This window comes from Methylocaldum sp. RMAD-M, assembly GCF_017832375.1.
Classification (GTDB): domain Bacteria; phylum Pseudomonadota; class Gammaproteobacteria; order Methylococcales; family Methylococcaceae; genus Methylocaldum.
The window spans coordinates 1-23,075 of record NZ_JAFIBZ010000009.1; the positions used below are offsets into that span (position 1 = coordinate 1).

Annotated in this window: 23 protein-coding genes; 2 read left to right on the forward strand and 21 right to left on the reverse strand. The window is 50.9% G+C overall.

The annotated features are described in order from the left end of the window. Nucleotides 1-189 precede the first annotated feature (189 nt). The 21 genes from JOD69_RS10865 to JOD69_RS10965 form a co-directional block, all read right to left on the reverse strand. Nucleotides 190-714, reverse strand: coding sequence for a Uma2 family endonuclease (locus tag JOD69_RS10865; RefSeq protein WP_210023927.1), 525 nt, complete (start codon nucleotides 712-714; stop codon nucleotides 190-192). 274 nt (nucleotides 715-988) lie between these two features. Continuing rightward, complete coding sequence (locus JOD69_RS10870; RefSeq protein WP_210023928.1) at nucleotides 989-1,954, reverse strand: glycosyltransferase family 2 protein; 966 nt, start codon at nucleotides 1,952-1,954, stop codon at nucleotides 989-991. Beyond that, complete coding sequence (locus tag JOD69_RS10875) at nucleotides 1,933-2,598, reverse strand: HAD-IB family hydrolase (RefSeq protein ID WP_210023929.1); 666 nt, start codon at nucleotides 2,596-2,598, stop codon at nucleotides 1,933-1,935. Before JOD69_RS10875 ends, JOD69_RS10870 begins: the two co-directional genes overlap by 22 nt. Beyond that, a complete protein-coding gene (locus JOD69_RS10880) occupies nucleotides 2,595-3,350 on the reverse strand; it encodes an SDR family oxidoreductase (protein WP_245245563.1) in 756 nt (251 codons plus the stop codon). The genes JOD69_RS10875 and JOD69_RS10880 overlap by 4 nt, the downstream gene beginning before the upstream one ends. After that, nucleotides 3,347-4,645, reverse strand: a complete 1,299-nt coding sequence (locus JOD69_RS10885; protein ID WP_210023930.1) for an FAD-binding oxidoreductase — start codon at nucleotides 4,643-4,645, stop codon at nucleotides 3,347-3,349. The genes JOD69_RS10880 and JOD69_RS10885 overlap by 4 nt, the downstream gene beginning before the upstream one ends. Further along, nucleotides 4,642-5,604 (reverse strand): lysylphosphatidylglycerol synthase transmembrane domain-containing protein, encoded by a 963-nt coding sequence (locus JOD69_RS10890; protein WP_210023931.1) that lies wholly within the window; start codon nucleotides 5,602-5,604, stop codon nucleotides 4,642-4,644. The genes JOD69_RS10885 and JOD69_RS10890 overlap by 4 nt, the downstream gene beginning before the upstream one ends. Continuing rightward, complete coding sequence (locus JOD69_RS10895; RefSeq protein ID WP_210023932.1) at nucleotides 5,601-6,467, reverse strand: decaprenyl-phosphate phosphoribosyltransferase; 867 nt, start codon at nucleotides 6,465-6,467, stop codon at nucleotides 5,601-5,603. Before JOD69_RS10895 ends, JOD69_RS10890 begins: the two co-directional genes overlap by 4 nt. A gap of 468 nt (nucleotides 6,468-6,935) precedes the next feature. Continuing rightward, nucleotides 6,936-7,892 (reverse strand): acyltransferase, encoded by a 957-nt coding sequence (locus JOD69_RS10900; protein WP_210023933.1) that lies wholly within the window; start codon nucleotides 7,890-7,892, stop codon nucleotides 6,936-6,938. Beyond that, nucleotides 7,855-8,805, reverse strand: coding sequence for an NAD-dependent epimerase/dehydratase family protein (locus JOD69_RS10905; protein ID WP_245245564.1), 951 nt, complete (start codon nucleotides 8,803-8,805; stop codon nucleotides 7,855-7,857). The genes JOD69_RS10900 and JOD69_RS10905 overlap by 38 nt, the downstream gene beginning before the upstream one ends. A 10-nt stretch (nucleotides 8,806-8,815) precedes the next feature. Then, nucleotides 8,816-10,687, reverse strand: coding sequence for a hypothetical protein (locus JOD69_RS10910; RefSeq protein WP_210023935.1), 1,872 nt, complete (start codon nucleotides 10,685-10,687; stop codon nucleotides 8,816-8,818). 16 nt (nucleotides 10,688-10,703) lie between these two features. Next, nucleotides 10,704-12,452 carry a glycosyltransferase gene (locus tag JOD69_RS25235; protein ID WP_210023936.1) on the reverse strand — a complete coding sequence of 583 codons (1,749 nt, stop codon included), beginning with the start codon at nucleotides 12,450-12,452 and terminating at the stop codon, nucleotides 10,704-10,706. Nucleotides 12,453-12,457: 5 nt separating this feature from the next. Then, the gene (locus JOD69_RS10920) at nucleotides 12,458-13,486 is read right to left on the reverse strand and encodes a glycosyltransferase (protein ID WP_210023937.1); all 1,029 of its coding nucleotides are present in this window, start codon (nucleotides 13,484-13,486) and stop codon (nucleotides 12,458-12,460) included. Between the two features lies 1 nt (nucleotide 13,487). Then, nucleotides 13,488-15,362 carry a methyltransferase domain-containing protein gene (locus JOD69_RS10925; protein ID WP_210023938.1) on the reverse strand — a complete coding sequence of 625 codons (1,875 nt, stop codon included), beginning with the start codon at nucleotides 15,360-15,362 and terminating at the stop codon, nucleotides 13,488-13,490. Continuing rightward, nucleotides 15,349-16,623 carry an ABC transporter ATP-binding protein gene (locus tag JOD69_RS10930; RefSeq protein ID WP_210023939.1) on the reverse strand — a complete coding sequence of 425 codons (1,275 nt, stop codon included), beginning with the start codon at nucleotides 16,621-16,623 and terminating at the stop codon, nucleotides 15,349-15,351. The genes JOD69_RS10925 and JOD69_RS10930 overlap by 14 nt, the downstream gene beginning before the upstream one ends. Further along, the gene (locus JOD69_RS10935) at nucleotides 16,613-17,431 is read right to left on the reverse strand and encodes an ABC transporter permease (RefSeq protein WP_210023940.1); all 819 of its coding nucleotides are present in this window, start codon (nucleotides 17,429-17,431) and stop codon (nucleotides 16,613-16,615) included. The genes JOD69_RS10930 and JOD69_RS10935 overlap by 11 nt, the downstream gene beginning before the upstream one ends. Nucleotides 17,432-18,042: 611 nt before the next feature. Continuing rightward, nucleotides 18,043-19,833, reverse strand: a complete 1,791-nt coding sequence (locus JOD69_RS10940; protein ID WP_210023941.1) for a glycosyltransferase — start codon at nucleotides 19,831-19,833, stop codon at nucleotides 18,043-18,045. 148 nt (nucleotides 19,834-19,981) lie between these two features. Continuing rightward, nucleotides 19,982-20,161 (reverse strand): PIN domain-containing protein, encoded by a 180-nt coding sequence (locus JOD69_RS10945; protein ID WP_086135718.1) that lies wholly within the window; start codon nucleotides 20,159-20,161, stop codon nucleotides 19,982-19,984. Nucleotides 20,162-20,358: 197 nt separating this feature from the next. Then, nucleotides 20,359-20,580, reverse strand: coding sequence for a CopG family antitoxin (locus JOD69_RS10950; protein WP_077732287.1), 222 nt, complete (start codon nucleotides 20,578-20,580; stop codon nucleotides 20,359-20,361). Continuing rightward, a complete protein-coding gene (locus JOD69_RS10955; RefSeq protein WP_086134743.1) occupies nucleotides 20,561-20,830 on the reverse strand; it encodes a BrnT family toxin in 270 nt (89 codons plus the stop codon). The genes JOD69_RS10950 and JOD69_RS10955 overlap by 20 nt, the downstream gene beginning before the upstream one ends. Nucleotides 20,831-21,441: 611 nt before the next feature. Further along, a complete protein-coding gene (locus tag JOD69_RS10960; protein WP_210023942.1) occupies nucleotides 21,442-21,708 on the reverse strand; it encodes a PIN domain-containing protein in 267 nt (88 codons plus the stop codon). A gap of 180 nt (nucleotides 21,709-21,888) precedes the next feature. After that, complete coding sequence (locus tag JOD69_RS10965; RefSeq protein WP_205781105.1) at nucleotides 21,889-22,038, reverse strand: hypothetical protein; 150 nt, start codon at nucleotides 22,036-22,038, stop codon at nucleotides 21,889-21,891. A gap of 406 nt (nucleotides 22,039-22,444) precedes the next feature. Here JOD69_RS10965 and JOD69_RS10970 point away from each other — a divergent pair, with 406 nt between their 5' ends. After that, complete coding sequence (locus JOD69_RS10970) at nucleotides 22,445-22,675, forward strand: DUF433 domain-containing protein (protein ID WP_210023943.1); 231 nt, start codon at nucleotides 22,445-22,447, stop codon at nucleotides 22,673-22,675. Continuing rightward, nucleotides 22,672-23,043 (forward strand): DUF5615 family PIN-like protein, encoded by a 372-nt coding sequence (locus tag JOD69_RS10975; RefSeq protein WP_210023944.1) that lies wholly within the window; start codon nucleotides 22,672-22,674, stop codon nucleotides 23,041-23,043. Before JOD69_RS10970 ends, JOD69_RS10975 begins: the two co-directional genes overlap by 4 nt. Nucleotides 23,044-23,075: the final 32 nt, after the last annotated feature.

Below are 23,075 nucleotides of genomic sequence, written 5' to 3' on the forward strand. Positions count from 1 at the left end.
CCGAGGCGCCCGGCTGTAGGGTCCGCTCCACCAGTTCGCGCTTGAACTCAGGCGCAAACCGCCGCCGGCCCAAGGTATCCATCGCCACCACGCCCGTTGTGAAGTCAGCATCGTGAGTCATCAGTGCGTCCACCTCAAGAGTGCGCGGACACCCCATGCGTCCGCTCGCACCAGTGTCGCCTGAGCCTTTCAACCCGTCGAGACGGTCCTCGGCGGACGCTTACGTTGCAGCGCGCGGTAGCCCTCCGCCGACGGTTCACGGAACACCTCGACCGTCCGGCTTTCGAGATCGACCAACCAGACTTCCGGAATACCGTGGCGGCCGTACAGCGGAATCTTGACCGAGCGGTCGTATTCGAGGGACGTATCCGCGACTTCGATCAGGAGCAGGATGTCCTCTGGACTCGGGTGAGCAGCGGAGTAACTGCGATTAGCCACAATTGTGAGATCCGGCTGAGGCTCACTCCCATCGTTAAGCAATACGGGATTTTGCACACGTAGACGTCCCTTTTTTGGTAATTGTCTTGCGATCAGCTGAACAAATTCGTCTACGGTATTTGCATGTTTGCTGCCAATCGGAGCCATATCGATGACTTCCCCCTCGATGAGCTCCACCCGGTCATCTTCGGAAAAAATGCCGGCTTCGCCCATGCGGTGGTAGTCCTCGACGGTGATCCGGTGACGGCGCGGAAACGATTCGGCATTGACATTCATGACGGTCCTCCACAGGAGCGGATAGGCCAAAACTTAGGCGCGCAAGAGGCGCCTGTCAATCGGTGGCATGCGCCTGCGTTGGTTGCTGGGATATCACGCCGCCCGGCTAGGGCGCCTCTTCATAAGACCCGCAGAGTGGGCAATTGACGCCGCGAGTAGCGAGACCCAAGAAGGTCGGCATACGGACTCGGCAGAGACGCCCACCAGACTTAGAACGTGAGCTTTCCAGCGACACCGGATTCTTCGGACGAGTATCTTGATTTTTCTGTTCCGCTCAGCGACCACGGCGGCTGGGAATAAGACGCTTATCCAACACACGCCAAATTTCCCGAACAGTGGCGACTCGGCTAGCTTGGATTTTCTTGCGCTTCGCCCAAGCTTGAGGCAACCCTTTGATAGCATGCCACTTGGCGCGGAGAATTACCCGGCCTTGCCCGCGAGCCGTGAACCACACTACCGTAACGAGGTTCAGCAACACGTGCATGGGCAAGAGCAACCAAAACAGCGCGCCTGGCATGTTCTTTACAAAGGTCCAAACCAGATTGCGATGGCCGTGGTATACCGAAAAGTCACTTTGTTGGCCACCTGTTGTTGCTGAGCCGATGTGGTAAACGACCGCTTCGGGTACATAATGGCAACTGTGTCCTGCCAGGCGGAGACGAAATCCTAGGTCGACATCTTCGGCATAGCAGAAGAAATCGCTGTCGAAACCGTTCACCGCCACCAGGGCGTCACGCCGGTAAAGCGCAGCTCCGGCACAGGGCGAGAATATCTCGCTACGCATAAGATCTCGCTCGCCACAGCGGTGACCATGACCGGCCCGCCAGAAAAGGCCACTTGCATGATACACATCGCCCCGACCATCCAGCCGGTCTGGTGTCTCTGCCATCATTTGTCGTGACCCGAAAGCGGCCCCTTGTGGAGTAGCTGTTGCCGCGGTTAATAGGCGCTCCAGCCAGTCTCGCGCTGGGAAAGCATCTGGGTTTAGCAAAGCTACATACTTGGTATTGCATCGAGAAAAAGCCGCATTGTTTGCATAGGCAAAACCTGTATTTCGGGACATCTGGACAATAGTAATTTCAGACCAGGCTGCAAGTGTCTTTAGTGACCCGTCGGTGGAAGCGTTATCGACAACAATAATTTGTTCAGGTTTTACTGTCTGATCTAGAGCCTTTTGGATACATTGCGGGAGCCACTGGCCTGCATTCCAATTCACAATTACCAGAGTGACTGATGCCATGCGCCTCTCACAGCAGAAGAACCGGAATCATTTATCAAGCGGAACTCTCCGCTTCGCAGCAGATATCCCTGATTGGCCAATTTGAGCATAGGCAAATCTCCTGCGCTGTCTCCATATGCGTAAGACATCGAGACTTGTTTCCCTGATAACCAGGTTTGTATTCGCTTCACCTTCTCAGCGCCAAAACAATTTCCTCCGCTGAGGCTCCCAAGAACTTTCCCTGCACCATCGACCTCCAGAGTAGAGGTAATGAAATCATCAAAGCCTATATCGCGGGCCCATGGCTTTAGGTAAAGATCGAGTGAGGCGCTGACTAATACACACATATGCTTTTGCGATTGGTGCCAGCGCAAACGCTCAATGCCAGTCGAGCGGACTAGCTCAGGAAGCTTATCGCGGGCAAATTTCCCTCCCAGTCGATGCAGCTCCTCGATCTCCATCCCGGCCAGAAAACGGCCGAGTACAATCTCCTTCGCAATATCGTTCTTCACGACTTTAGCTGCGTACCCTCCTAACACAGGGCTCAGCGCCAACATACGTAGGAAAAATTGGGGAGATCCTACAATGTAACGCAAGAAGGGAAGCAGCGAATCACGCCGCGTTAAGGTGCCATCGAAATCAAAGAACGCTACGGTGCGACTCATAAACTCATTCTGACAAAAATACATTCGGGAATGTGACGTATCACTAACATGATCCAACGCCAGTATTCAGGTAGGTACACCTCCCGATCGCCCCGTTCCATCGCACGGACGATGCCGCGGGCCACAATGTCCGGCTTTGTCCACAGTAAGCCGCTTTTGTCGAATGCGGCAGTCATCGGCGTATCGACGAAACCTGGCTTGACAGTGACAACTGCTACTCCTTTTTTCGTCAGCCGGTTGCGCAGTCCTTGGAGAAAAAGCGATAGCATGCCCTTGGCGGCGCCATATACATAGTTGCTCTGTCGCCCTCGGTCACCTGCGACGGAGCTGATCGCAGCGATTACACCACGTTGTTGAGATTCCATAACATTCGCCGCTAGGGTAAGCAGCGAAATGGCACTCAAGGCGTTGGTATGGATTTCCTTTATTGTGAGACTGGCGGAGGCTTGACATCTCGTTTGGTCTGACAAACTGCCATGGGCAATCAATATTGCATCAAGGGTGCCGAGCGCCTGCACGGCTGAGATGAGCAGCGCTTCATGACAATCGGTATTTTCCAAATCTGCAGATTGACCTTCGATAATTTGGCTGGCGTTCGCTCTTACCCGTAGATCGTTAAGCAGTACCTCGAGTTTCTCTGGATTACGCCCGATACAGTATACCGAGCTACCCCTAGCGACCAATTGGCGGGCAACTTCCTGAGCAATAGCGGAAGTGGCGCCGAATATGACAGTGCGAAGCAGAGAGTTCATGAGGCGACTCTTCTCCAAAAGCTGGACGAAAACCGAGGATCGATAAATGTACTGAAACGCTCCCAGTGCGGATATCCGGCCCGAAACATCTCCGCCGGCATACGTGCGTCCTTGGCGGGATAGAGTGCACCGCGAGCATCGCGTATTACGGCATCGAGTTCGCGGAATAGACGGTGAGTACGCTCACCCAGATTTGGAAAATCCAAGGCTAGTGTTACGCCTGGACGAGGAAAGGACAATAGCCCATGTGATTGTCGATGACCGAAGGTTTTGAGAACCGCGAGGAACGAACCCTGACCGCTCGCACTAATACGCCGCAGAAGCTCGGCGACGCCTTCCCGGCTGGTCTGCGGCGGCAACACACATTGATATTGAAAAAACCCCCTGCGTCCGTATATGCGATTCCATTCCAACAAACCATCGAGAGGGTAAAAGTAAGGTGTGTAATGGGTTAGCGTAGGTCTGGATTTAAGCGGCTTGTAATAGTAGACGGCATTAAACGCACGCAGGCTTAGACGATTGACGAGCGAAAAAGGTGGGTCAAAAGCCAAACGACGCGATTTCTCACGGTAAACAGGCAATTTCTCGTGCGGAGGTGCGTGACTCCCGCTGATGAAAATGCCACGGCCCCCACCGCTGTACAGGCAGTCGATCCACGCAACCGTATATGGCCAACGTGACTCCGCCTCCTCGTTTAAAGTCCAGAATTCTTCGAGATTTGTAAATCGGCGGGATTCGACCCACATAAAGGCGTTGGCGACGGGTATAAGTTGTAATTCTGCCCAAGTAATAAGACCAGTCAGGCCAAGACCGCCAACAGTCGCAGCGAACCAGTCGTTGGATTCAGTTGGGCTACAGACGATGCGACTGCCATCCGAGCGCAATAGCTCAAGTCGAACCACATGATGGCCGAAACTACCGGCTAAATGATGATTCTTGCCGTGGACATCGTTGGCGATGGCACCGCCTACGGTAACAAAACGGGTGCCGGGTGTAACCGGCAGAAACCAACCCTGAGGCACCACAAGGTCAAGAATCTCCTTGAGCAGGACCCCAGCCTCGCAGCATAAGCGGCCTGTCGCACGGTCGAAGGCAATGAAGTGGTTCATGCATTGTGTAAGCAACAGTGTACCGCCTTCATTCAGGCATACATCGCCATAGCTGCGCCCGTTGCCGTGAGCAAGCAGAGAACCGTTAAAACTACTAGGCAGTGGCGCGGAACGATCAGTCAGATTAAGAAGTTTCGCATGGTGTAGAGTCGGGATGCGGTTCCATGAGCGCGGTGGAATACTCATGCGATAACCTTACGGTTCCTATCATTCCGGCTAATGATCAAGCTTACTAGGCCCAATGTCACGGCAAACCATAAGGTGGCCAGCCGAATTAGCACCGTAGCCGCTACAGCCTCAGCCGTCGACATACCTTTCCAAACCAGCAGCCCCGCCATGACTGCTTCCGCTCCCCCCAACCCACCAGGTAGGAAGCTTAAAGCACCAGCCAGCATAGCGAGTGCATAGACAAAAACGGCAAAGGCCAACGAGATATCCGCCCCAAGCCATTGGAGAATCCAGTGGAACGCAGCTGCCTCGGCTCCCCAGGCCAGTACGCTAAGTATTGTGGCTGGAAGCAGTACCCGCGCTGAATGACAACGCCGTGCTTCAATCAGCATGTGCGCGAGGTGATGCAATAAGCGAATTACCCGCCGAGTCGTACCAGAGGTACAAGCATATAAACGCTGCAGTAAAGTAGCCTGAGAAAGTACCACCAGGCCTGACAGCACAGCTATCATTCCTAGAACTATCACGGCATGAGCCTGAGGGTAAACAGATAAGCCGAACAAAGTAAGTAGAACAACAGCCGTCAAGTCAGAAAGACGTTCACTTAGGAGGGCCGCGAAACTATGCGGGTAAGGCACGCTCCAAGGCTTGAGAAGTACACCGCGCATGGCCTCTCCGGCTTTGCCCGGCGTGGTGGTTAAGGCAAAGCCAGCAAGATAAATCCGTCCGCTGGGTTGCCAAGGCACGGAATGCCCCAAGGCGTTAAGGTACATCTGCCAACGCACAAAGCGAAGCCAGTAATTCAACATCGACATACCAAGAGCTGCTGCTAGCCCCGACGGCCCCACCAGTGCAAATGCCCGCAGAACATCCTGCCAGCCGCTCCAAATGGAAAATGCCAGATAGCCAACCACTGTCACCAGGATAGAGGCAATCAGCGTCCGTAAACGCCAGCCCTCAAGCAACTTCTCTCTCATATAAGCAGCCCCAACGTCACGGTTAGCCATAGTGCGACAGTGGCGAGCATGTGTCTGTCCGTCAATAAGTCACGAGCGGTGTCATTACCGCTAGCTCTGTGGTGTAGCAGGTATAAGTAACGGAAGATCCCGTAAATCACAAATGGCAAGGTATATATCAAATTATGCGTGCCATGTAGGGCAACGGTATCCGTGCTGACGGTGTAAAGCCCGTAGCTCAGGATCGTGCAGGCTGCACTGACCGCTATGAACTGCTCCAGCATGGTTGGGCTGTAATCATCCAGCACGCGACGCATGGCAGCGCGATCACGATGGCCAGAAGATTCCAACATCAGAAGTTCTGCCCGACGCTTGGCGAAACCTAAAAACAGCGTCAGCATTAATCCGCAAAGCAGTAGCCATTGGGAGGGTTCGATTCCAATACCCACCGTGCCGGTTAGGATGCGCAACATAAAGCCGGCTGAGATGATGAACACATCCAGGATTACCACATGCTTAAGATGCCAGGAGTAGCCCACGTTCAGCACTGCATAGGATATGACGAAGAGCAATGCCCAAGGTCCTACTCCCCACGCAGCTACTGCAACGGCTAATAAAGCAAGAACTGTAAATAGCATCCAAGCCTGATGTACTGAAAGCTCCCCACTGGCAATTGGTCGCTTGCACTTCACTGGATGCTGGCGATCGGCCTCGACATCAAGGATGTCGTTCAAAACATAGACAGCGCTCGCGATGGCGCAGAAGGTAATAAAAGCTAAGAATGCCGAAAACAGAACTGGGTAATCCCACTGATGGGAAAATAAAGCACCGAGAAGAACGAAACCATTCTTGATCCATTGATGCGGGCGAAGGATTCTCAACATTAACATAGCCATTTAGCCAAGCAACAAGTAATAGTTCAGTCTTATTGATCCGATATTTAAGAAAATCTGGGCGGGCAAGGCACGGCTATCTGTAATGCATGGATTTTATTGAGAAGTACTTTTGTGTGACTGATTGCAGAGCTTGCTTTATCGGGTGGTCCCACAAACAATTCCATTTTAATTGTCAGACCAATGTTCCTTAAAACGCTGCTAACAACACGACCATTTATGTAGATCGACACACTTTTTGATTACCAAACAAATAGGCAAAAACGCTCCTGATATGCATTCGAGCCGGGGTCTCGAAATAACGCCATATTCCATATGAAAGCAAAAGGCAGCAGATCCAATAAGCGACTAAGCGAACTGTATCTGGGATATGCGTGAACGCAGCAATATTGGTGTTATACCAGCGGAGGATAATTTGATGAACCATATATAATGGAAATGAGATCTCTCCTAGTAATATCAGAGTTCGAGCCGTAAGAGCCGAGAAAGCAATCCACCTTGAAAAGACATTACAGCTATCATAAGTGCAAAAAAAATGGCGCCTGAACTATGTATGATCCAAGTAACTAATGCAGTTTCCTTGGTGGCACCGAATCGGGAAGGCAAATTACTAAGCATGGCCGCCACATATAGTGCTAATATCAAGGTACCCAATTCTGCCAGTGTCCACGGAAGCAGTGGTCGCCTTTTATCAATACCAATGCCATTTCTAATTGCTATTTTGGCTGCGACCATTCCGAGCATGAACTCAAAGATACGCACAACTGGGCTGATATACACCATTCCATGAGAGGTAACCTTTAAAAATACGGATGGAGAGAATGGTGGCAGTGCTAAATAATCGGATGCGAGCACGACAAGTAAGGCAAGCAGCAGACTGCATGCAAGTTTCCATAACCAAGTACTAGACCAATTCAAAAGCAGAAATGGAAATGCTGCATAAAAAAATATTTCTGTGGAAATGCTCCACGCCACGCCGTTATAAGAAAAATAGTACTCAGGGATTGGGATAATTGCTTGCATTAACAGCACATTGGTAATGGTAACCAAAAGTGGATTGGCCCCCTCCCATATCCACTGGACTGATGGAAGCAAGAAAGGAAGCAAAATCAGCGAAGCAACGTGTGCTGGCCATATTCGAGCAATTCTGGAAATATAGAAGTCGCGTCGACGTCCAGGCGGAATATCTTGATAGACGTAGGTCAGGATAAAACCAGACAGCACAAAAAAGAAAGTAACCCCATAATGAAGTGGCCAGTTTGTCAGTCGGCCAGAGGTGATCTCGAAAAATGGCCGCGAATGCAAGAAGACTATCGCACTCGCCGCAAAGAATCGAAGCGATGTAAGACAATGAATTTTTTTAGCATCCAATTGCTTATTACCCTTCGTCAGGATGTTGTTCAAGCCAATCGGCAAAACGTGCTAATCCATCTTCAAATGACACTGCGGGCGTCCAGCCCAGCAGTAACTTAGCTCTTTCAATGCATAACACGCTGGCGGGAACATCAAACGGTCGCCCCGCAACGTAGCGGCGCAGTGTCGGTCGATGAGTGACTCTTTCGATAGCATCGAGCACCTCATTCAAGCTCAAACCATGCCCGGAACCTATGTTAAACACGTGCTCTGGCCCAGAATAATCAAGCACAGAAAGCATTGCTGAAACGACATCGTTGATATGGATATAGTCGCGAATGACCGAGCCATCCCCCCAAATTTCAATCGGGCTGCCACGCAGAGCCTTTCCTAAAAAAACGGCGACTGCACCCTGGCTTGCGTGCGTCCGCTGCCGCTCACCAAATGGATTGGCGATGCGTAGAACCGCATAATCAAGATCATGGAGTTGATGAAAAAGACCGAGGTATTTTTCAATCGTCAATTTGGTAATGCCGTAAGAGCAAATCGGATTATTCGGATGTGTTTCTGGAATCGGAACCTGCACGGGAGTCCCATAAACTGTTCCGCCCGAAGAGACGAAAACTACCTTTTTCACACTGGTTTTCACTGCGTGCGTGAGTAACCGGACTGTGCCCAGCAAATTGCTTTCCACATCAAATACTGGATCGGCATTTGAAGATTTGGGTAATGTTGTGGAAATAAGATGGAAACAGATATCGCAGCCTTCCAGGGCAGCCGCAACGTCTGCCTCACTCACCAGATCGCCTTCGAATAATTCGAAATTTTGATTTTCTATGTGCGATTCACCTAGCGGCATCACGTGCGGTCGGTCAAAGCAGCGCACGCGATAACCTTTTGCAAGCAAAGCATCCACGAGGTGTGACCCGATGAAGCCTCTGCCGCCGAGTACGAGACAACGTTTTGTACTGTTCATACTTTGAGTTTCAGTGGATCGAGAGCAGCAACCAATCGGTATCCGCACCGCCATTGTTATCGACAATGAACTGAAATGGCTGTACCCCAGTGACGGACAACCCACGTTGTAGCGGCTCCCCCACCTTGACGACGGCATCGACGAGCACCTGTTCGCCTTGCAAGATGCGGAAGCGCACATTAGCCGCACCGCGCTGGATGGCGTCCTCTGGTACGTTCGGCGCCACGCGGGCATGGATGCGCAAGGTTTTTTTCTCACTCTCACGCAAATAGTCGATGGCACTAAAGTTGAAGCGTGTTGGCATATTCGCCCCGGGATGGACAAATAATGTGCCCAAGCCCTGCGGCCTTAAAATGCCGAATTGATCCCCGAGTTCAACGGAATGCACGAAAGGCATCAAATCGCGCGGAGGATCAATATTTCTAATCTTGTCGATCACGTCTTCGCGGGCGAGAACAGCGAAAAAGTAGTCCATTCCCGCCGCATAAGTTTTATCGAAAACTTTAATTACTCTGTAATTCTCGCCGCGCGTTGATGCAAAAACAGGAGTCATGGGCGTACTACCCGGATTGTTTTGGAGTATCAGAATTTCGGGGCGATATTGTTTGACCAAATCGACCGACTCGAAATGTCGGTTAAGGAAAGAGCCATCCAGCACCTTACGGTGCGAATAATAAGCCGGGTTACCCCACATCGAATAAACAACGAATTCTTTAGGAGTGTTTTCAGCAACCCACCGGCCAGCCTCGGCACGATCAAACTCGTGATGCGAGGCAAACATCTTGATATTAGACGTGCCTATAACTTCAGAATTGATGGCGTTAAAAAAGACCACTCCAAGTATTCCAATCGCAGCACTACCAGCAGCAGCCCACGATCTCTTTTTAAAACACTGTCCGGCGAGCTCAGACAACTTGCCAACCCCAATTGCACCGGCCACCAACAAAGCGAACAGTGCAGGCATTGCGTACCAGTTGTATGGCTCAAACGGGTATTTAATGGTATAGGCGATCAGGTGCACTAATACCATGCCACCCAATAGAACGATGAGCGGAAGAAGCATGCGTGCGCCGCGCCACAAGGCAAAGGCCGAAAATCCCGCCAGCCATTTATGGATACCCACCCAGAAGACAAACCCACCAAACCAGGTCCAATCGATGATTTTGGGTTGATCGTTCTGGTACAGAGACTTGGTGAGGAAGGAATTCGGTACTGGCGCGCCAAAGTACATCCAAGCAAACCCATACCATGCCAAGGCGATTGCCACAGCGACGATAATCGCGTGCCGGGGAAACTGCTTGCTCTGAATCCAGTGCGCCAGTAAAAGCAACCCACCCACAGGCACCAGGTCAAGTTTATTGACCATTAGCAAGCCTGCCGCGACACCGATAATCCAAGCGCGCGGCTGGTACAGCAAAGTCCACAGGGCGAAAGTCAGCAATGCAATGGTAAGAGGAGTCTCCAGGCCGGCACCGGAAAAATACATCATTCCGGTATCCAGCGCTGCGAGCACAAGAAATGCACACCCGGTGATAATGCCAAAGCGTTCGCCCAGCATGAGCGTGACCGCAGCCAAACTCACCGAAGCCAGAGCAAGACTTACCCCTACAATTGCAGCTTCCGGCGATACGCCAAGCGCCATGGGTAAGGCCACCACAAGAGGATAAAGCGGTGCAGAAGCCCCCCAAACCGGAGGTTCGCCAAGATTCCAGACCCAGAACTCCCCCTTCAGCATGTTCTCGGCATAACGTAAGAAGAATGCCCCGTCGTCGGCCAACTCCGGACCAAGGCGGAAATGCATGGAGAAGAGCAGCACCACCACGATGCCGCAAAAGAGCATGAGTATCTGCGTAGACGTGAAACGCGAGTTTGTCTTTGTCATCTGCTCGTTCTTATTCTTAAATTTGTGAAAATTCTTCGTGGTCCAGTCCGATGAACTCTCGATCGCCAAGTTGCACGGACTCACCTACCGTCAAGCTGGAAAATGGAATTCGGTGTTTTGTGCCTTGCTTGTCCTCGATCTCAAGGATTGCCGTTGAACGATTCGTCGGCCGCGTAAGATTCAAGAGAAATCCAAGATTGGCAGTGTTGAGCTTTATGCCTGAATTTCTCAATCCATCTCTGACATCCAGCCTGGGCATAAAGCGAGTTGTCAGCCCGATTTCGTGCTCCCCGTCGAAAACACGGATGGCTTTGGGCTCATCCGGGGAGATCACAGCCCAACCGGCGACGAATCCTCCCTGATTCGATGAAACAAGCGGTTCAAAAACTTGCTGTTGTGGCAGTGTGTGTTTTGGGAGACAAGAAGCTTGTTCGTAGAGCCCGAGAAGTTCGTCAACATAGGTGGAAATTGACTTGGGCCGTTGGCAGTTTTTGCTGAGTTCAGTGCGCAATTTGGGTTCGTTTTGCAGTCGCCTCAAACATGCGCTTAATGCTTCAGCGCTCCGGGGCTTAAACAGCATTCCATTCCAACCATCGCGAACGACCTCGGACATACCGGGGAAGTTGGATGCAACCACCGGACATTTGGCCGCTAAAGCCGAATACACAACCAAAGGGGTGTTTTCATACCAGACTGATGGGACCACCAGCACATCAATGCCAGCCAATACCTCGGCAACCTGAGAGTTGGGGAAGGTGCCGCAAAACTCGATCGAACCGCATCCTTCCGCCGCCTCTTTCAACTCGGCCACGTAATCAGGAAATTCATTGGGGTTACCATAGATCTTCAGGCGCGCCTCGTTATGGTTGGAGCTAAGAAACGCCCGAATCAGAACATGACAGCCTTTATGTGGAGCAAGCGTGCCGATATAGCCAAACGTAATACCCTGATCCGATGAAATCCTCTGTTGCGCTTCGTCAAATCCAGAAACATTAATGCCATAAGCCGACTGTGTAATCAGATCTTGCCTTACCCCGTTCCGCACCAATACATCGGTCATGAGCTTGGTTGGGGAAATGATGCCTTGGAGCACATTCAATCGCGAAATGTTAAAAGGCTTCCGGCCACTCAGCGCCGCGATCTCATGCTTGAAGGGGAATCTAATGATATCCACCGACTTGGCAACGACTGCAGCAACATCGATGGCTGTATCAGGCAGATGTCGCACAATACTTGAATAGTGCCGCCAGCGCGTTAACATCGCCACGTGCTTAACACAATTCCCTCCATGGGGAGACGGGCCATTACACACGTTACCGTCTTCCAGGAGTAGTTGACTCGTTGGGCAAACCGCCCAGAAATCGGTTGGCGTGTAATAAGCGGGGATATTCCGCAGCCAAACGACATCAATAAGAGCGGCCCCCAGACGGCTGAAGTGGAAGAAATGAACAATATCAGGCTCAATCTCATCCACAAGACCCGCAAAATATCGCGCTGCAAAGTGATTGTTGTACTCAATCTCTGACACCACTTGCTGCTCCCCCATAGGAACAAACGCGTGGTGAAATCGATAGACCTGAATGCCCTCGATCTCATAGTTATCGAAGCGCTGGGAGTCAGGCATTAGTTTTCGCGCTGGGTAGCCTGTAAATACAGAAACATGATGTCCTCTACTCAATAACTCCTTCGCAACACTAAATGTCAGCACCTCGGTTCCGGAAAAGTAATCGGGAAAGAACTGATGAACCGTTAGTAATATTTTCACGTCGATTAAACGTTCCTAACTTTGTTAACCACACCCCGAATTTCATCTTGCGCCGCTCTGTACTGTCCGAGCGCGCTGAACAAGTTGAGAACAGGTACTTTGAATAGCATTTTTAACATGGTTCCGGGCCGTTTTTCCGTACGTATCACGTATCGCATGTCCAACAACGACGCACGTATCCAAGCTCTAATTATCGTATTCCGAGACGGGACAAGTTGGAGCCGGAATTGCCGGTAAAGCTTGCGATGACAAACATAGGTTCGGTTGTACTCGTAGCTCAGCGGTCGGTCATGGGAGTGAACAACCGCTGCAGCTGGCTCATACACAATCTTGTATCCTTTTTTTAGCACGCGCTCTGCCCAGTCGATATCTTCACCGAAGTCAACGTGTCCGAAAGGCTCCTCCCGCCATACAGTTTTTCTTAATCCAGAACAAACATTGTCGAAGTTGCAGTAAAAGTATTTTTGTAACGGTGGCAAAGACTCGTACCATTTAAGGTCGGTAATAAAGCGTGTTTCCCGTTCTATCCGACCGGTAAGCCAAGAAGACAGATTTCGCTTCGTGAGAACATCGGCAGTCGGCTGTGCAATCTGCCGTGCGTAGACGCCAGCGACTCCGTTCTCCTGCAAACTGGCCAAAAGTCTCTCGATCAGAAAACGATCACAAGGAACTGCATCTTGCACCATGAGGATCACCATCTCGCATGAAGCGATCGAAATCCCATAATCGCGTGTTGATCCGTGATTGAATTCTTCCGGTGGAATTCTGATTACCTTTGCTCCCGCAGAGTGTGCGATTTCACATGTATCGTCTCGAGACCCGGAATCGATGACAATGAACTCCACCTCATTCCAGCATGTCTGCTTACTCAATGCCTCGACTGTCTGAGAAAATAGAACACCGCCGTTCTTCGTAGGGATTACAAGAGAGCATAGATAGCTCCCTAAGCTGCTTACGAGCGATGAGTCGTGAGGACTAGTTTGAGGGGCATGTGAAACCTTCGTGGGGATGGCGGGTAAGGCCATATCGTTCATTTTAGCCTCGATGACCTATAAGACCGACAGTTCGAGAAAGGATAAGCTGGAATAGATTTCGGAGGAGTGATCGCAAACTCCCAAGTTCTTCGGTCCTAATACGCTGAAGATCTTTCAGCTCCTCATTCAAGGTGTTCAACTGAGCGTTCGCGTGGCGAAGTTGCTTGTCAAATTCGATGGCTTGGGATTGATAGGCCGAGATCTGTTGCTGGAATTCGTTGGCTTGGGATTGATAGGCCGAGATCTGTTGCTCGCGTAAGCGCACCTGCTCCAATAAACGATAGGACTCATATTGTCGCTGATGGAGCTTGTTTACGTGAGTCATGAAATCCAACGTGAAATCTGTATTTTCATCAAAAAAGACCAACTCTGGAATTTCCGATATGGGAACCTGAGAGCAGATCGCAATAAACGCGAGTGGTTTACCTCTCTCGCCCCGACAATTCTGCTGTAACGGCGCTGAATGCAGTACTTTATTTGATGTCAATCCATCGAAAGCAACGCTATTGTATATTCGCTGTTGCAATATCCTAACGTGGGCGAAATGCTCCCGGAGGAGTTGGAGAAACTCTGATTCGGTCATCTCACGGAGATGGTATGGATTCTCACCATATAACTTTGTAACCTCTGGATTTGGCGTAGAAATTATCAATTGTCCATCTTCTCGAAGAAGGCGCGCAATGCTCGCGATTACCTTTTTTTGTGTTTCATGATTCACATGCTCAATCATTTCAAAACAAGTGACCACGTCGAATGACTTCGCCTCTAAAGTTGATCCAAGGTCATCGCAACGATGGAAATGAAGATGATCGTTTGAGTGCGTTTGAGTAGCCCAATCTATCGCCTTCTGATCAATATCAAGACCAATCACCTTGCTTGCTGATTCTGCAAGAATCGCGGAGCCATAACCTGTACCGCATCCAAAATCAAGCGTCGATTTGCCTTGAGCAAAGATTTTTGCCAAAGCGTATCTAGGCAAATGCTCGTATTCTGCTATTTTCGACCATGTTCCTGGTACGTAGCGTTCGCGCATAAATTCAGTGAAATCACTGCCACTAGCAATAGCTAGCAGTCCTCCAAAGCCTGAGAAAGATGCTTCTTGTTGGCTATTGGGTTCTACTGGATGAAGCCCTCGTATTTCCACCTGAGAGAAATGAAGTCTTTCGAGCAGAAAACGTAACGTTTTAGCGGAGTAATACACTAAATGCGATGGTGGATGGCGATAGACCCACCCACCTGGGTCGCGCAGTGCCTCGTCAGAACCCGCATTAGGAGTCACAATGACCAGTTGTGTTTTTGGAGTGATCGCGCCGATAGAAAATAGGCTGAAAAACAGCGTGTATGGTGAAGGCAGGTGCTCGATTACATCGAACATGAGAATCAGATCGAAATTATGTGGAATAAGGTCGGCGACTGACTCTACTACCTGCGCCCGATGTCCGAGGCGAGTCTGAGCAATACTGCGTGCATGATCGGACAATTCAACTCCGAAGCATTTCCAGCCTCGCTCTGCCGCATAATTGAGATGAGTGCCGTAGCCGCATCCAACATCTAATATCGACAGTCCCTGCTGGTCGCCGAAAGGAGCCAATAGAGAAGACATGAGGTCCAAAGACCAGGCGGTTTGTGCGTCATAGTCACTGTATCCACCTTTTTCCCCTCCCTCGAACCATTCGTTCCTATTGTAGTAATCTTTGAGTGTGACAGGATCTGGGGAAGGATAAACATGGTCTGCACCACAGCGACTACAAGCGTAAATGGAAAAGCTATCTACTTTACATAGTAGATTTATTCCAGTGGCGAAACCACAAAGTGGGCATAGATGTTCTGCGGCAGTAGCATCTCTATTCTCTGAAAAAATGTTAGACATCATCATTATTTTCAATTAACCATTGACACGGATGAAGAAATTTTCCCCACGTGGGAAAAGAGGAGCGTACCGAAAACCGTAAAGTCAATTCAGTAAGTGCATAGCAAATCGTGTAGTCTTCTGAGCATGCACTAAGGGCAACCAGATAATCTCCAGGTGCCAAGCAAAGTGGAGACAACTCAAGAGTGCCACGGTGGATTTCACCCTCATTCGCAACCGGCCAAATGACTCCTTTGTCACGGCTGGTCTGCCCGATTACCCAGTCACCGTCAGCACGATAAATGCTAATCGTAAAGATAATTGGGCCTATGCGCCTCTTAGCTTTTAGGGCAAAGGAAATACGCAGCGTCTGTCCACTTAAAAATACATCTTCGGTACCACCTATCAGGTTTATATACTGGAAGTGTGCTTTGCCTGTTTCTTGCTGAGGAGGGAGGAAATTACGATCAGTATTAACGGCGTCAATCTGGCCAATCAAGTCCACATAATAGTTCTGCGAAATACGAACCGGATCTCCGCTAGCCTTGAGTTGCCCTCTGTCCAACCATAGTACTCGTGAACAGAGCATTTGTAGGGTGCTGATCTCATGAGTAACGAACAGAATAGTGACACCGCGTGCCACCATCTTTTGAATTTCTTCAAGACATTTGTTGCGGAATGCGATGTCACCAACACTAAGTGCTTCATCCACGATTAATACATCTGGGGTAACATGGATTGCAACGGAGAAGGCCAAGCGGACATACATGCCACTTGAGTATGTTTTAACTGGTTGCTCGATGAACTCGCCAATGTCAGCAAACGCAGCGATATCATGAAAACGTGCTTCGATTTCGTTAGGGCTTAACCCATATAGGGAGGCGGCCAAATGAACATTTTCTCGTCCAGTAAATTCGGGATTAAAGCCAGCACCGAGCTCGAGAAGTGCCGCAATCCGGCCATTGACCATAATATGACCAGCGGTAAGATTAAGTGTCCCGCAGATGAGTTGTAGCAGGGTGGATTTACCACTGCCGTTGCGACCCACGATGCCTACTGTTTCGCCTTTTTTGATTTCAAATGAAACATCTCTAAGTGCCCAGAATTCCCGATAGAACTGCCTGCGTCCGTGCGTAAGCATCTGAAATAGCCGGTTATGGGGCTTGTCATAAATGTGATAGCACTTGCTAAGATTGGTAACGCGGATGGCGATATCGTTACCCGTGCCGACGGGTGTTGCGCTCTCTGTAGCGAGAGGCGTATTACTTTTAGTGATTTCAGAGCACATCAGCAAATCCTTTTCGTGTCTTCTGGAACCAGGCAAAGCCTAACCAAGCAATAAAAGTTGAGACAGCAAAATAGCCGCCGAAGAAAACCCAATCCGGCATTTTCCCCCAGAGTAAAATATCTCTGACTTGCTCAATTACCGGTGTGAGTGGATTGAGGAGTAACAACGTTTGGTATTTCTCGGGTAATTCGGAAACCGGATAGAAAATAGGGCTGAGAAATAGGAGCGCGGTGGTTGCGATGCCGATGAACTGCCCAACGTCACGTAGATAGACGCCCAATGAGGCGAGAAACCAAGAGAGGCCGAGAGTAAGTGCCGCCAAGGGAAGTATAACGATAGGCAGCAACAAGGCTGTAACCGGCGGTAGACCGAAAAAGAGCAGGAAGAATAATAGCCACACTCCAAAGCTGATGGCAGTGTGAAACAAGGCTGCGCCGAAGGATACCACCGGCAGGATCTCCAAGGGAAAAACAACTTTCTTAACGTAGTTGACGTTAGAAAGAATTAAACTCGGCGCCCGGTTGACGCATTCTGCAAACAGATTGAATACCATCAAGCCCGCAAAGAGGATAAGCGCGAACTCAGTTTTTGAGTCCCCGCCGCCAACCCATCGAGCCTTGAATACGACACTGAAGACGAAGGTATAAACGGTCAACATGAATACCGGGTTGAAGAACGACCACAGAATGCCAAGGACTGAACCGCGATAGCGGCCGATGACTTCACGCTTGACAAGTGTTTTGATGAGATTTTGATTGCGCCAAAGGCTGGCCGTCATTTCGCGGGGAGAAAGGCTGAAATTCTGCATCAGGCGAATGTGCTTCGAGTGTTAACAGGTCGGTGTGTGTTTTGTCTTTGATTGCGTCTAGCCGAGGCTTGTGTACGGACTTTGCGAGAGCGGGAAATAGGTCATCCTGGCAATGCAGTGTTTGGCGCTTGTGTTCTTGTGTGTAGAAGCCGGTGGTTTTTGAACGAGTTTACGACGCTAAAGGTTATTGTGTGTAAAGGAGGTACAGGCCTGTTCGGATCTCCCCAACCCACTCCCTGATGCCGTTAAGTCGGTCCATCATGCCGGCAGGGAAGGGGCGCGATTAAAGCGACCGTTTCCGATTGGGCTGCCGACATCCAGGGCATAGGGATCTGAGTAAGCCGGCGGCATCCTTGGCTTTTGGGTTCCGGGAATCCTTGCCGGAAAGACGAAATACGACTTAACGTAATGGCATTGCTCTTGGGTGAGTGGGACTACTTAAGTCCTTCGTTAAAAAGGCTCAAATTATAGTCAGAACTAGAAAAATGCGATAGACCCATGTTCTAGTAAACGCAGCATACGAAAGTAAACCAGATCTTTATAAACAACCCATAATATTATTTGGGCGAACAGAAATCCTGATAATTAATTATCTTAAGAAGATGGAATATTCATGAAATGAATCGGCGAGGTTTAAAGCTAATATCAGTTTCGGCATCAGAATGATCGAAACACATATCCAAATTTATCCGATTCGCAGCTTCTGGGGTCACTTTTTGGTAACCCGGTATATTCGATAACCAAACTAGGGCAAATCTCATAACTGGAAGAGGTATATGGATTATTTTACATTTGGTTCCGAGATGCCGGGATATCCGATTGACCATATCGCAATAAGTAAGAACTTCTCCACCACTTAAGTTATAAGATTTGCTGAACGTTTTTTCGCTATCGATTGCATCGAGGCAGGCTATAGCTAAATCCTCTGCATGAACAGGCTGGCGTAATCCATCGCCGGTTCCGACCAAGGGAAAAAACCGGAACCGTTTGATAAACCGAGCGATAGTCGTAACGTTTTTGTCTCTTCCTAGGCTATAGACCATCGTGGGCCGAAAGATCGTCCAATCGATATTCCGTTTTGCGCAGTAAGCATGAAGGTCCTCCTCGGCTTTTTTTAGCTTGCTTACCATTTCACGCTCTTGTTCGTACCCCGAGTTCTCTTTCGTAAAGAGGCTGGTCGAACTGAAGGCGATGATGCGTTTTATCTCTGCGCCGGCGAGACCTTCCAATAGAGGCGGTAACGTCCATAAAGGGGCTAAGTGGATCAATATTTCGGCCCCGTAGGTTTCAGCTAATCCGCCGTTACTGATGTCCTGTCGATGCCAAACAACATGCCGATGGGCTGGCCGGATCGGCGGCTTGCGGCTTATGGCGTGAACCTCGAAACCGGCTCGAAGCAAAGCGGGTAACAAAAAATCGCCGATTAAGCTGGTGGCTCCGGTGACGATTGCCCGCCGGTTAGCGAGAGGATGTTCGACCGATTCGACCGGTTCAGGATGAATTTTCGAGGAGTCGGCAATGTCGCCCTTCTTTTTCGGACTGATCATGACTGCCAACGATCTTGCGAAATACCGAATACCGATACCCGCCATAACGAGCCACATGAGACCGGTCGGATATTGATGGCGGAAGAACTTTCTGTAAAAGCGAACCATCCCTCTGTGCTTGTAGTATTCCACCAGGGCTGGCCGCGAGGCGCTGCAAACGCCGCCGACGTGCAGGATTTCGATGTCGGGCACGAAGAGAATCTGGAATCCCGCCTGGCGGAAACGCATGCACCAGTCCAAGTCCTCGCAGTGCATGAAATAGCCTTCGTCCAAAGGCCCGACCTTTTCCAGGGCGCTGCGTCGCACCAGCATGAATGCGCCGGAAATGGCTTCGATTTCGACGGGTTCGGTTGGTAGGGGAGTGTCCGTTTGGATAAAGCTATTCAGTTTTGGATGGTACTTCGAGAGCCTGTATAGACTCGTGAGCCGGACAAACGTCCGCCACGGTGTCGGAACCGCGCGCCGGCACCCTGCCTGTTCGCTTCCGTCGGGGTTGCGGATTAAACACCCCGCCATCCCAATCTGCGGACGTTTTTCCATGACGGCCAGCATTCTGGAGAGCGTATCCGGCCGAATCAGACAGTCCGGATTCAGGAATAGGAGATAGTCGCCTTGTGCGACAGGCAGGGCGATATTGTTCGCTTTGGCGAAGCCGAGGTTTTCCTGATTTTCGATGATTTTCAACCGATTTTCGTCCGGAAAATCACGGCGCAGAATGTCCATGCTGTCGTCGGTGGACCGGTTGTCGACGACGATTGCTTCGATCGGTACGGTGGATGCAAGCACCGAGCGCACGCAGTCGGAAAGAAAATGACCAGCGTTAAAGTTGACGATGATGACGGAAATCGGCTTCATTGCGTCCAGTTTTGGGATAGCCCTGTCATATAAAAATCACAAATGATTGCACTTTGCCCCTGACAATTGTGTGTCCTTCAAACACATTTGTCGGCAAAGGATTGCCGACCTACAAACCATACGGGGTATGCACGGCGTACCTTATACCTTATGCCTTGAGCACCGTCACGATGCTGGACTTCAGCAATTTACGAAAGCCTTTGTCGAAAGTCACCAGGTGCAAATGATGGCTTTGCGCTGCATCGGCAATCCAGGCATCCGGGACTGCATTGCCGGTCAGATTGTGTCGCACGCACAATTGCTCGACCTCTGGCCATTCGTCGCCCAACGACGGAAGTGCGTAGGTTGGGGTGACAAAGGAATCCCAGTACCAAATTGACCAGGCAGGGCAGTCTTTCGGTGGCTCAAAGCAAATTTGGCTATTCTTCGACGGCTTAGAGCCTATCCCGGTAGGTCCCAAAAACCCTTCGACTCGGCTCAGGACAGGCCCTTCGACAGGCTCAGGGCGAACGGCCTGGTAGGCTCTTAGTGGTGTTGCAACTTATCCGCTAGCCAGAGCTTGATTAGGGATTGACGAGTCACACCTAGCCGATGCGCTTCTCGATCGAGCGAACGCACCATCCAGACGGGAAAATCCACATTGACGCGCTTCTGCTCCAGGCCGGGGCGGCGCGCCTTTTCAAGGTCGAGCATGGCCGTCACGTCCTCGCCTGCATCAAATTTCTCGTCAAAATCCGAAGCTTTCATAGATTTCTATCTCTTCTTTCCGGGAGCGCCTGACGGAAATCAGACGGATGTTCTCGTTTCGATAGGTGACGACCGCTGACCAATGCTTGCCGCCGATCATGCCTATGACCAAATAGCGCGGTTCGTCCACTGTCTTCGCTGGAATTTCGATAAGATCGGGATCGTCCCACAAAGTTTGCGCCTCGTCGAAATCAATTCCGTGTTTGTGCTTGTTAGCAGAGCTTTTGTCCTGATCATATTCGAAAGCCATATTGGGGATATAGCAGAAAAAGAATAATTATAGAACCTTTTTTATACTTTTTATGACGGTAACCAGGACCTCCAGTTCGGGGCAGCGAGCCTGGTGCCATACTCTACACGGCTGCTCTTGATCCTTAAGGAAGCTCTGATTAAGTCCTTCGAGTCGGCTCAGGACAGACTTGTCGAACGCTCTCCTGAGCCTGTCGAAGGGGCATGAACGGAATCCACTTGTTCAGAGCTCCTTAAGGTCATTTGCCCTCAGATACGGTCGTCGGCAAAGAATTACCGATCTACGAGCCATGTACCGCGAACCATGCGGGTGCGGTTCATGCCGCACAATCCCCGTCCGGTGTTTTTCGCGCTGCTTGCCGCGTACCAATTCGCCGGGAGCCGAATGTGGTAAACGACGTTTGCCCTGCGACCAAAGCCTGAGATGGCTTTGGTCGATTGGAACGTGCGAGGCACGGCCCGAAGGATGAGCGTCAGGAATGAGGCTAGTAATCGGTCGTCCTGCTGATTTGTCGTATCTGAGCCCATCCTACAAACGCACCGGGCGGCCAAGAATTGCCGACCCACAAGCCATGCAGGGAACGTATTGAACGCATTTGTGTACTTGATACCTCACGCCTTGAGCACCGTCACCATGCTGGACTTCAGCAATTTACGAAAGCCTTTAAAGCCTTTGTCGAAAGTCACCGGGTGCAAATGATGGCTTTGCGCTGCAGCGGCAATCCAGGCATCCGGGACCGCATTGCCGGTCAGATTGTATCGCGCGCACAATTGCTCGACCTCTGGCCATTCGTCGCCCAACGAAGGTAGGACCACCCCTGGCGAATCCAGCACGGCACGCAGGAAAGCCAAAGCCGCATCAAGGGGCGTAGGCTCCACAAAAACCTAAAAACCTTGGGATGCGTGGCTAGGCGCAGGAATCCCGAAGCCACCACCGACAAAATGGCCAACGATTGCCCTTCGACGCTTTTGGCTAGGGCATCTCCAGCCAAGCCAGGGCCGACTGATGGTGCGGATGATCCTGCCTAGAGGCGGCCAAAAGGACATTGACATCGGGCGTCACTGGGCCGAATCCGCTTCATCTGCCGCCTCGAGTAGGGCGCGCTGGATCAATGTGTCGCGTATCGTCGGCCGCAATCCACCCCGTCCGGCGTAGACCGGCAATACCGGGCGCATCTTGCCAGAACGTTGCGAAGTGCGCAGTCGCATCGAAAGACCTTCCTCGATCAAACGAGTCAAACTGACATGTTCATTGGCCTCACTCAGCAAGCGGTCGTCGATATCTATTAATCAGGCCCGTAAATACCCTCCTGGTATTTCGGGCCGCCGCCCAGGCCCGGTACACGCCCGGCCTGGGCTCACGCGGCTTGTCGCCGCGCCGGGGCATCCCTGCCCCGGATTGACCCGGCCTACATTTATAGGCCGGGTCAATAACGTGGTTCTCATGGAGTAAATTCCAATACTGATTTCTGCATATTTAATCCTGGACCAGCATTCTACGCCATGACCTTAAGCCGGGGAACGTGCGCAACGCATAGGTTCATGTTCGAAAATAGTTCTTGAAATTTGGTCTCAATAGCCTAGTCTCGCAATAAATTAAGATGAGGAGGTGAACATGGAATCACTAAACCGCATTACTCAGCAACCCGGCGTCATGGGCGGCAAGGCGTGCATCCGTGGCATGCGGGTAACGGTCGGTATGATCGTCGGCCAAATCGGAGCAGGGCACAGCATCGAAGAGGTCCTCTCGGATTATCCCTACCTCGAACGCGAGGATATCCTACAGGCGCTACGCTACGCCGCGTGGCGTGCGGAAGAACGGGAAATTACGCTGGCTAACGCATGAAGTTATTGGTCGACATGAATCTGTCACCGCGTTGGGTTAGCCTATTGGCTGACGCGGGCTTCGAGGCGGCGCATTGGTCTACACTCGGCGCAGCCAATGCCCCGGACGCGGAAATCATGGCCTTCGCCAAGGCCAACGGCTACGTGGTGCTCACGCACGACCTGGACTTCAGCGCGATTCTTGCGGCAACCCACGGCGAGAAACCCAGCGTCGTGCAAATTCGTGCCGAAGATGTCAGCCCGGACGCAATCGGCAAGCCGGTTAGCGATGCCCTGTTGCAAATGACGGCCGAGCTGGAAGAAGGTGCGTTGCTCACCATTGATCCGAATCGCACCCGGTTGCGGCTCCTACCCTTACACTTCCGATAGGCCAAGCCGTTTTGGCACTGAGCGGCAAATGC

Coding starts and splice junctions, on each gene's coding strand:
- JOD69_RS10865 (WP_210023927.1), bottom strand. CDS start 714: ATGAATGTCAATGCCGAATCGTTTCCGCGCCGTCACCGGATCACCGTC.
- JOD69_RS10870 (WP_210023928.1), bottom strand. CDS start 1,954: ATGGCATCAGTCACTCTGGTAATTGTGAATTGGAATGCAGGCCAGTGG.
- JOD69_RS10875 (WP_210023929.1), bottom strand. CDS start 2,598: ATGAGTCGCACCGTAGCGTTCTTTGATTTCGATGGCACCTTAACGCGG.
- JOD69_RS10880 (WP_245245563.1), bottom strand. CDS start 3,350: ATGAACTCTCTGCTTCGCACTGTCATATTCGGCGCCACTTCCGCTATT.
- JOD69_RS10885 (WP_210023930.1), bottom strand. CDS start 4,645: ATGAGTATTCCACCGCGCTCATGGAACCGCATCCCGACTCTACACCAT.
- JOD69_RS10890 (WP_210023931.1), bottom strand. CDS start 5,604: ATGAGAGAGAAGTTGCTTGAGGGCTGGCGTTTACGGACGCTGATTGCC.
- JOD69_RS10895 (WP_210023932.1), bottom strand. CDS start 6,467: ATGTTGAGAATCCTTCGCCCGCATCAATGGATCAAGAATGGTTTCGTT.
- JOD69_RS10905 (WP_245245564.1), bottom strand. CDS start 8,805: ATGAACAGTACAAAACGTTGTCTCGTACTCGGCGGCAGAGGCTTCATC.
- JOD69_RS10910 (WP_210023935.1), bottom strand. CDS start 10,687: ATGACAAAGACAAACTCGCGTTTCACGTCTACGCAGATACTCATGCTC.
- JOD69_RS10920 (WP_210023937.1), bottom strand. CDS start 13,486: ATGAACGATATGGCCTTACCCGCCATCCCCACGAAGGTTTCACATGCC.
- JOD69_RS10925 (WP_210023938.1), bottom strand. CDS start 15,362: ATGATGATGTCTAACATTTTTTCAGAGAATAGAGATGCTACTGCCGCA.
- JOD69_RS10930 (WP_210023939.1), bottom strand. CDS start 16,623: ATGTGCTCTGAAATCACTAAAAGTAATACGCCTCTCGCTACAGAGAGC.
- JOD69_RS10935 (WP_210023940.1), bottom strand. CDS start 17,431: ATGCAGAATTTCAGCCTTTCTCCCCGCGAAATGACGGCCAGCCTTTGG.
- JOD69_RS10940 (WP_210023941.1), bottom strand. CDS start 19,833: ATGAAGCCGATTTCCGTCATCATCGTCAACTTTAACGCTGGTCATTTT.
- JOD69_RS10950 (WP_077732287.1), bottom strand. CDS start 20,580: ATGAAAGCTTCGGATTTTGACGAGAAATTTGATGCAGGCGAGGACGTG.
- JOD69_RS10955 (WP_086134743.1), bottom strand. CDS start 20,830: ATGGCTTTCGAATATGATCAGGACAAAAGCTCTGCTAACAAGCACAAA.
- JOD69_RS10965 (WP_205781105.1), bottom strand. CDS start 22,038: ATGCGACTGCGCACTTCGCAACGTTCTGGCAAGATGCGCCCGGTATTG.
- JOD69_RS10970 (WP_210023943.1), top strand. CDS start 22,445: ATGGAATCACTAAACCGCATTACTCAGCAACCCGGCGTCATGGGCGGC.
- JOD69_RS10975 (WP_210023944.1), top strand. CDS start 22,672: ATGAAGTTATTGGTCGACATGAATCTGTCACCGCGTTGGGTTAGCCTA.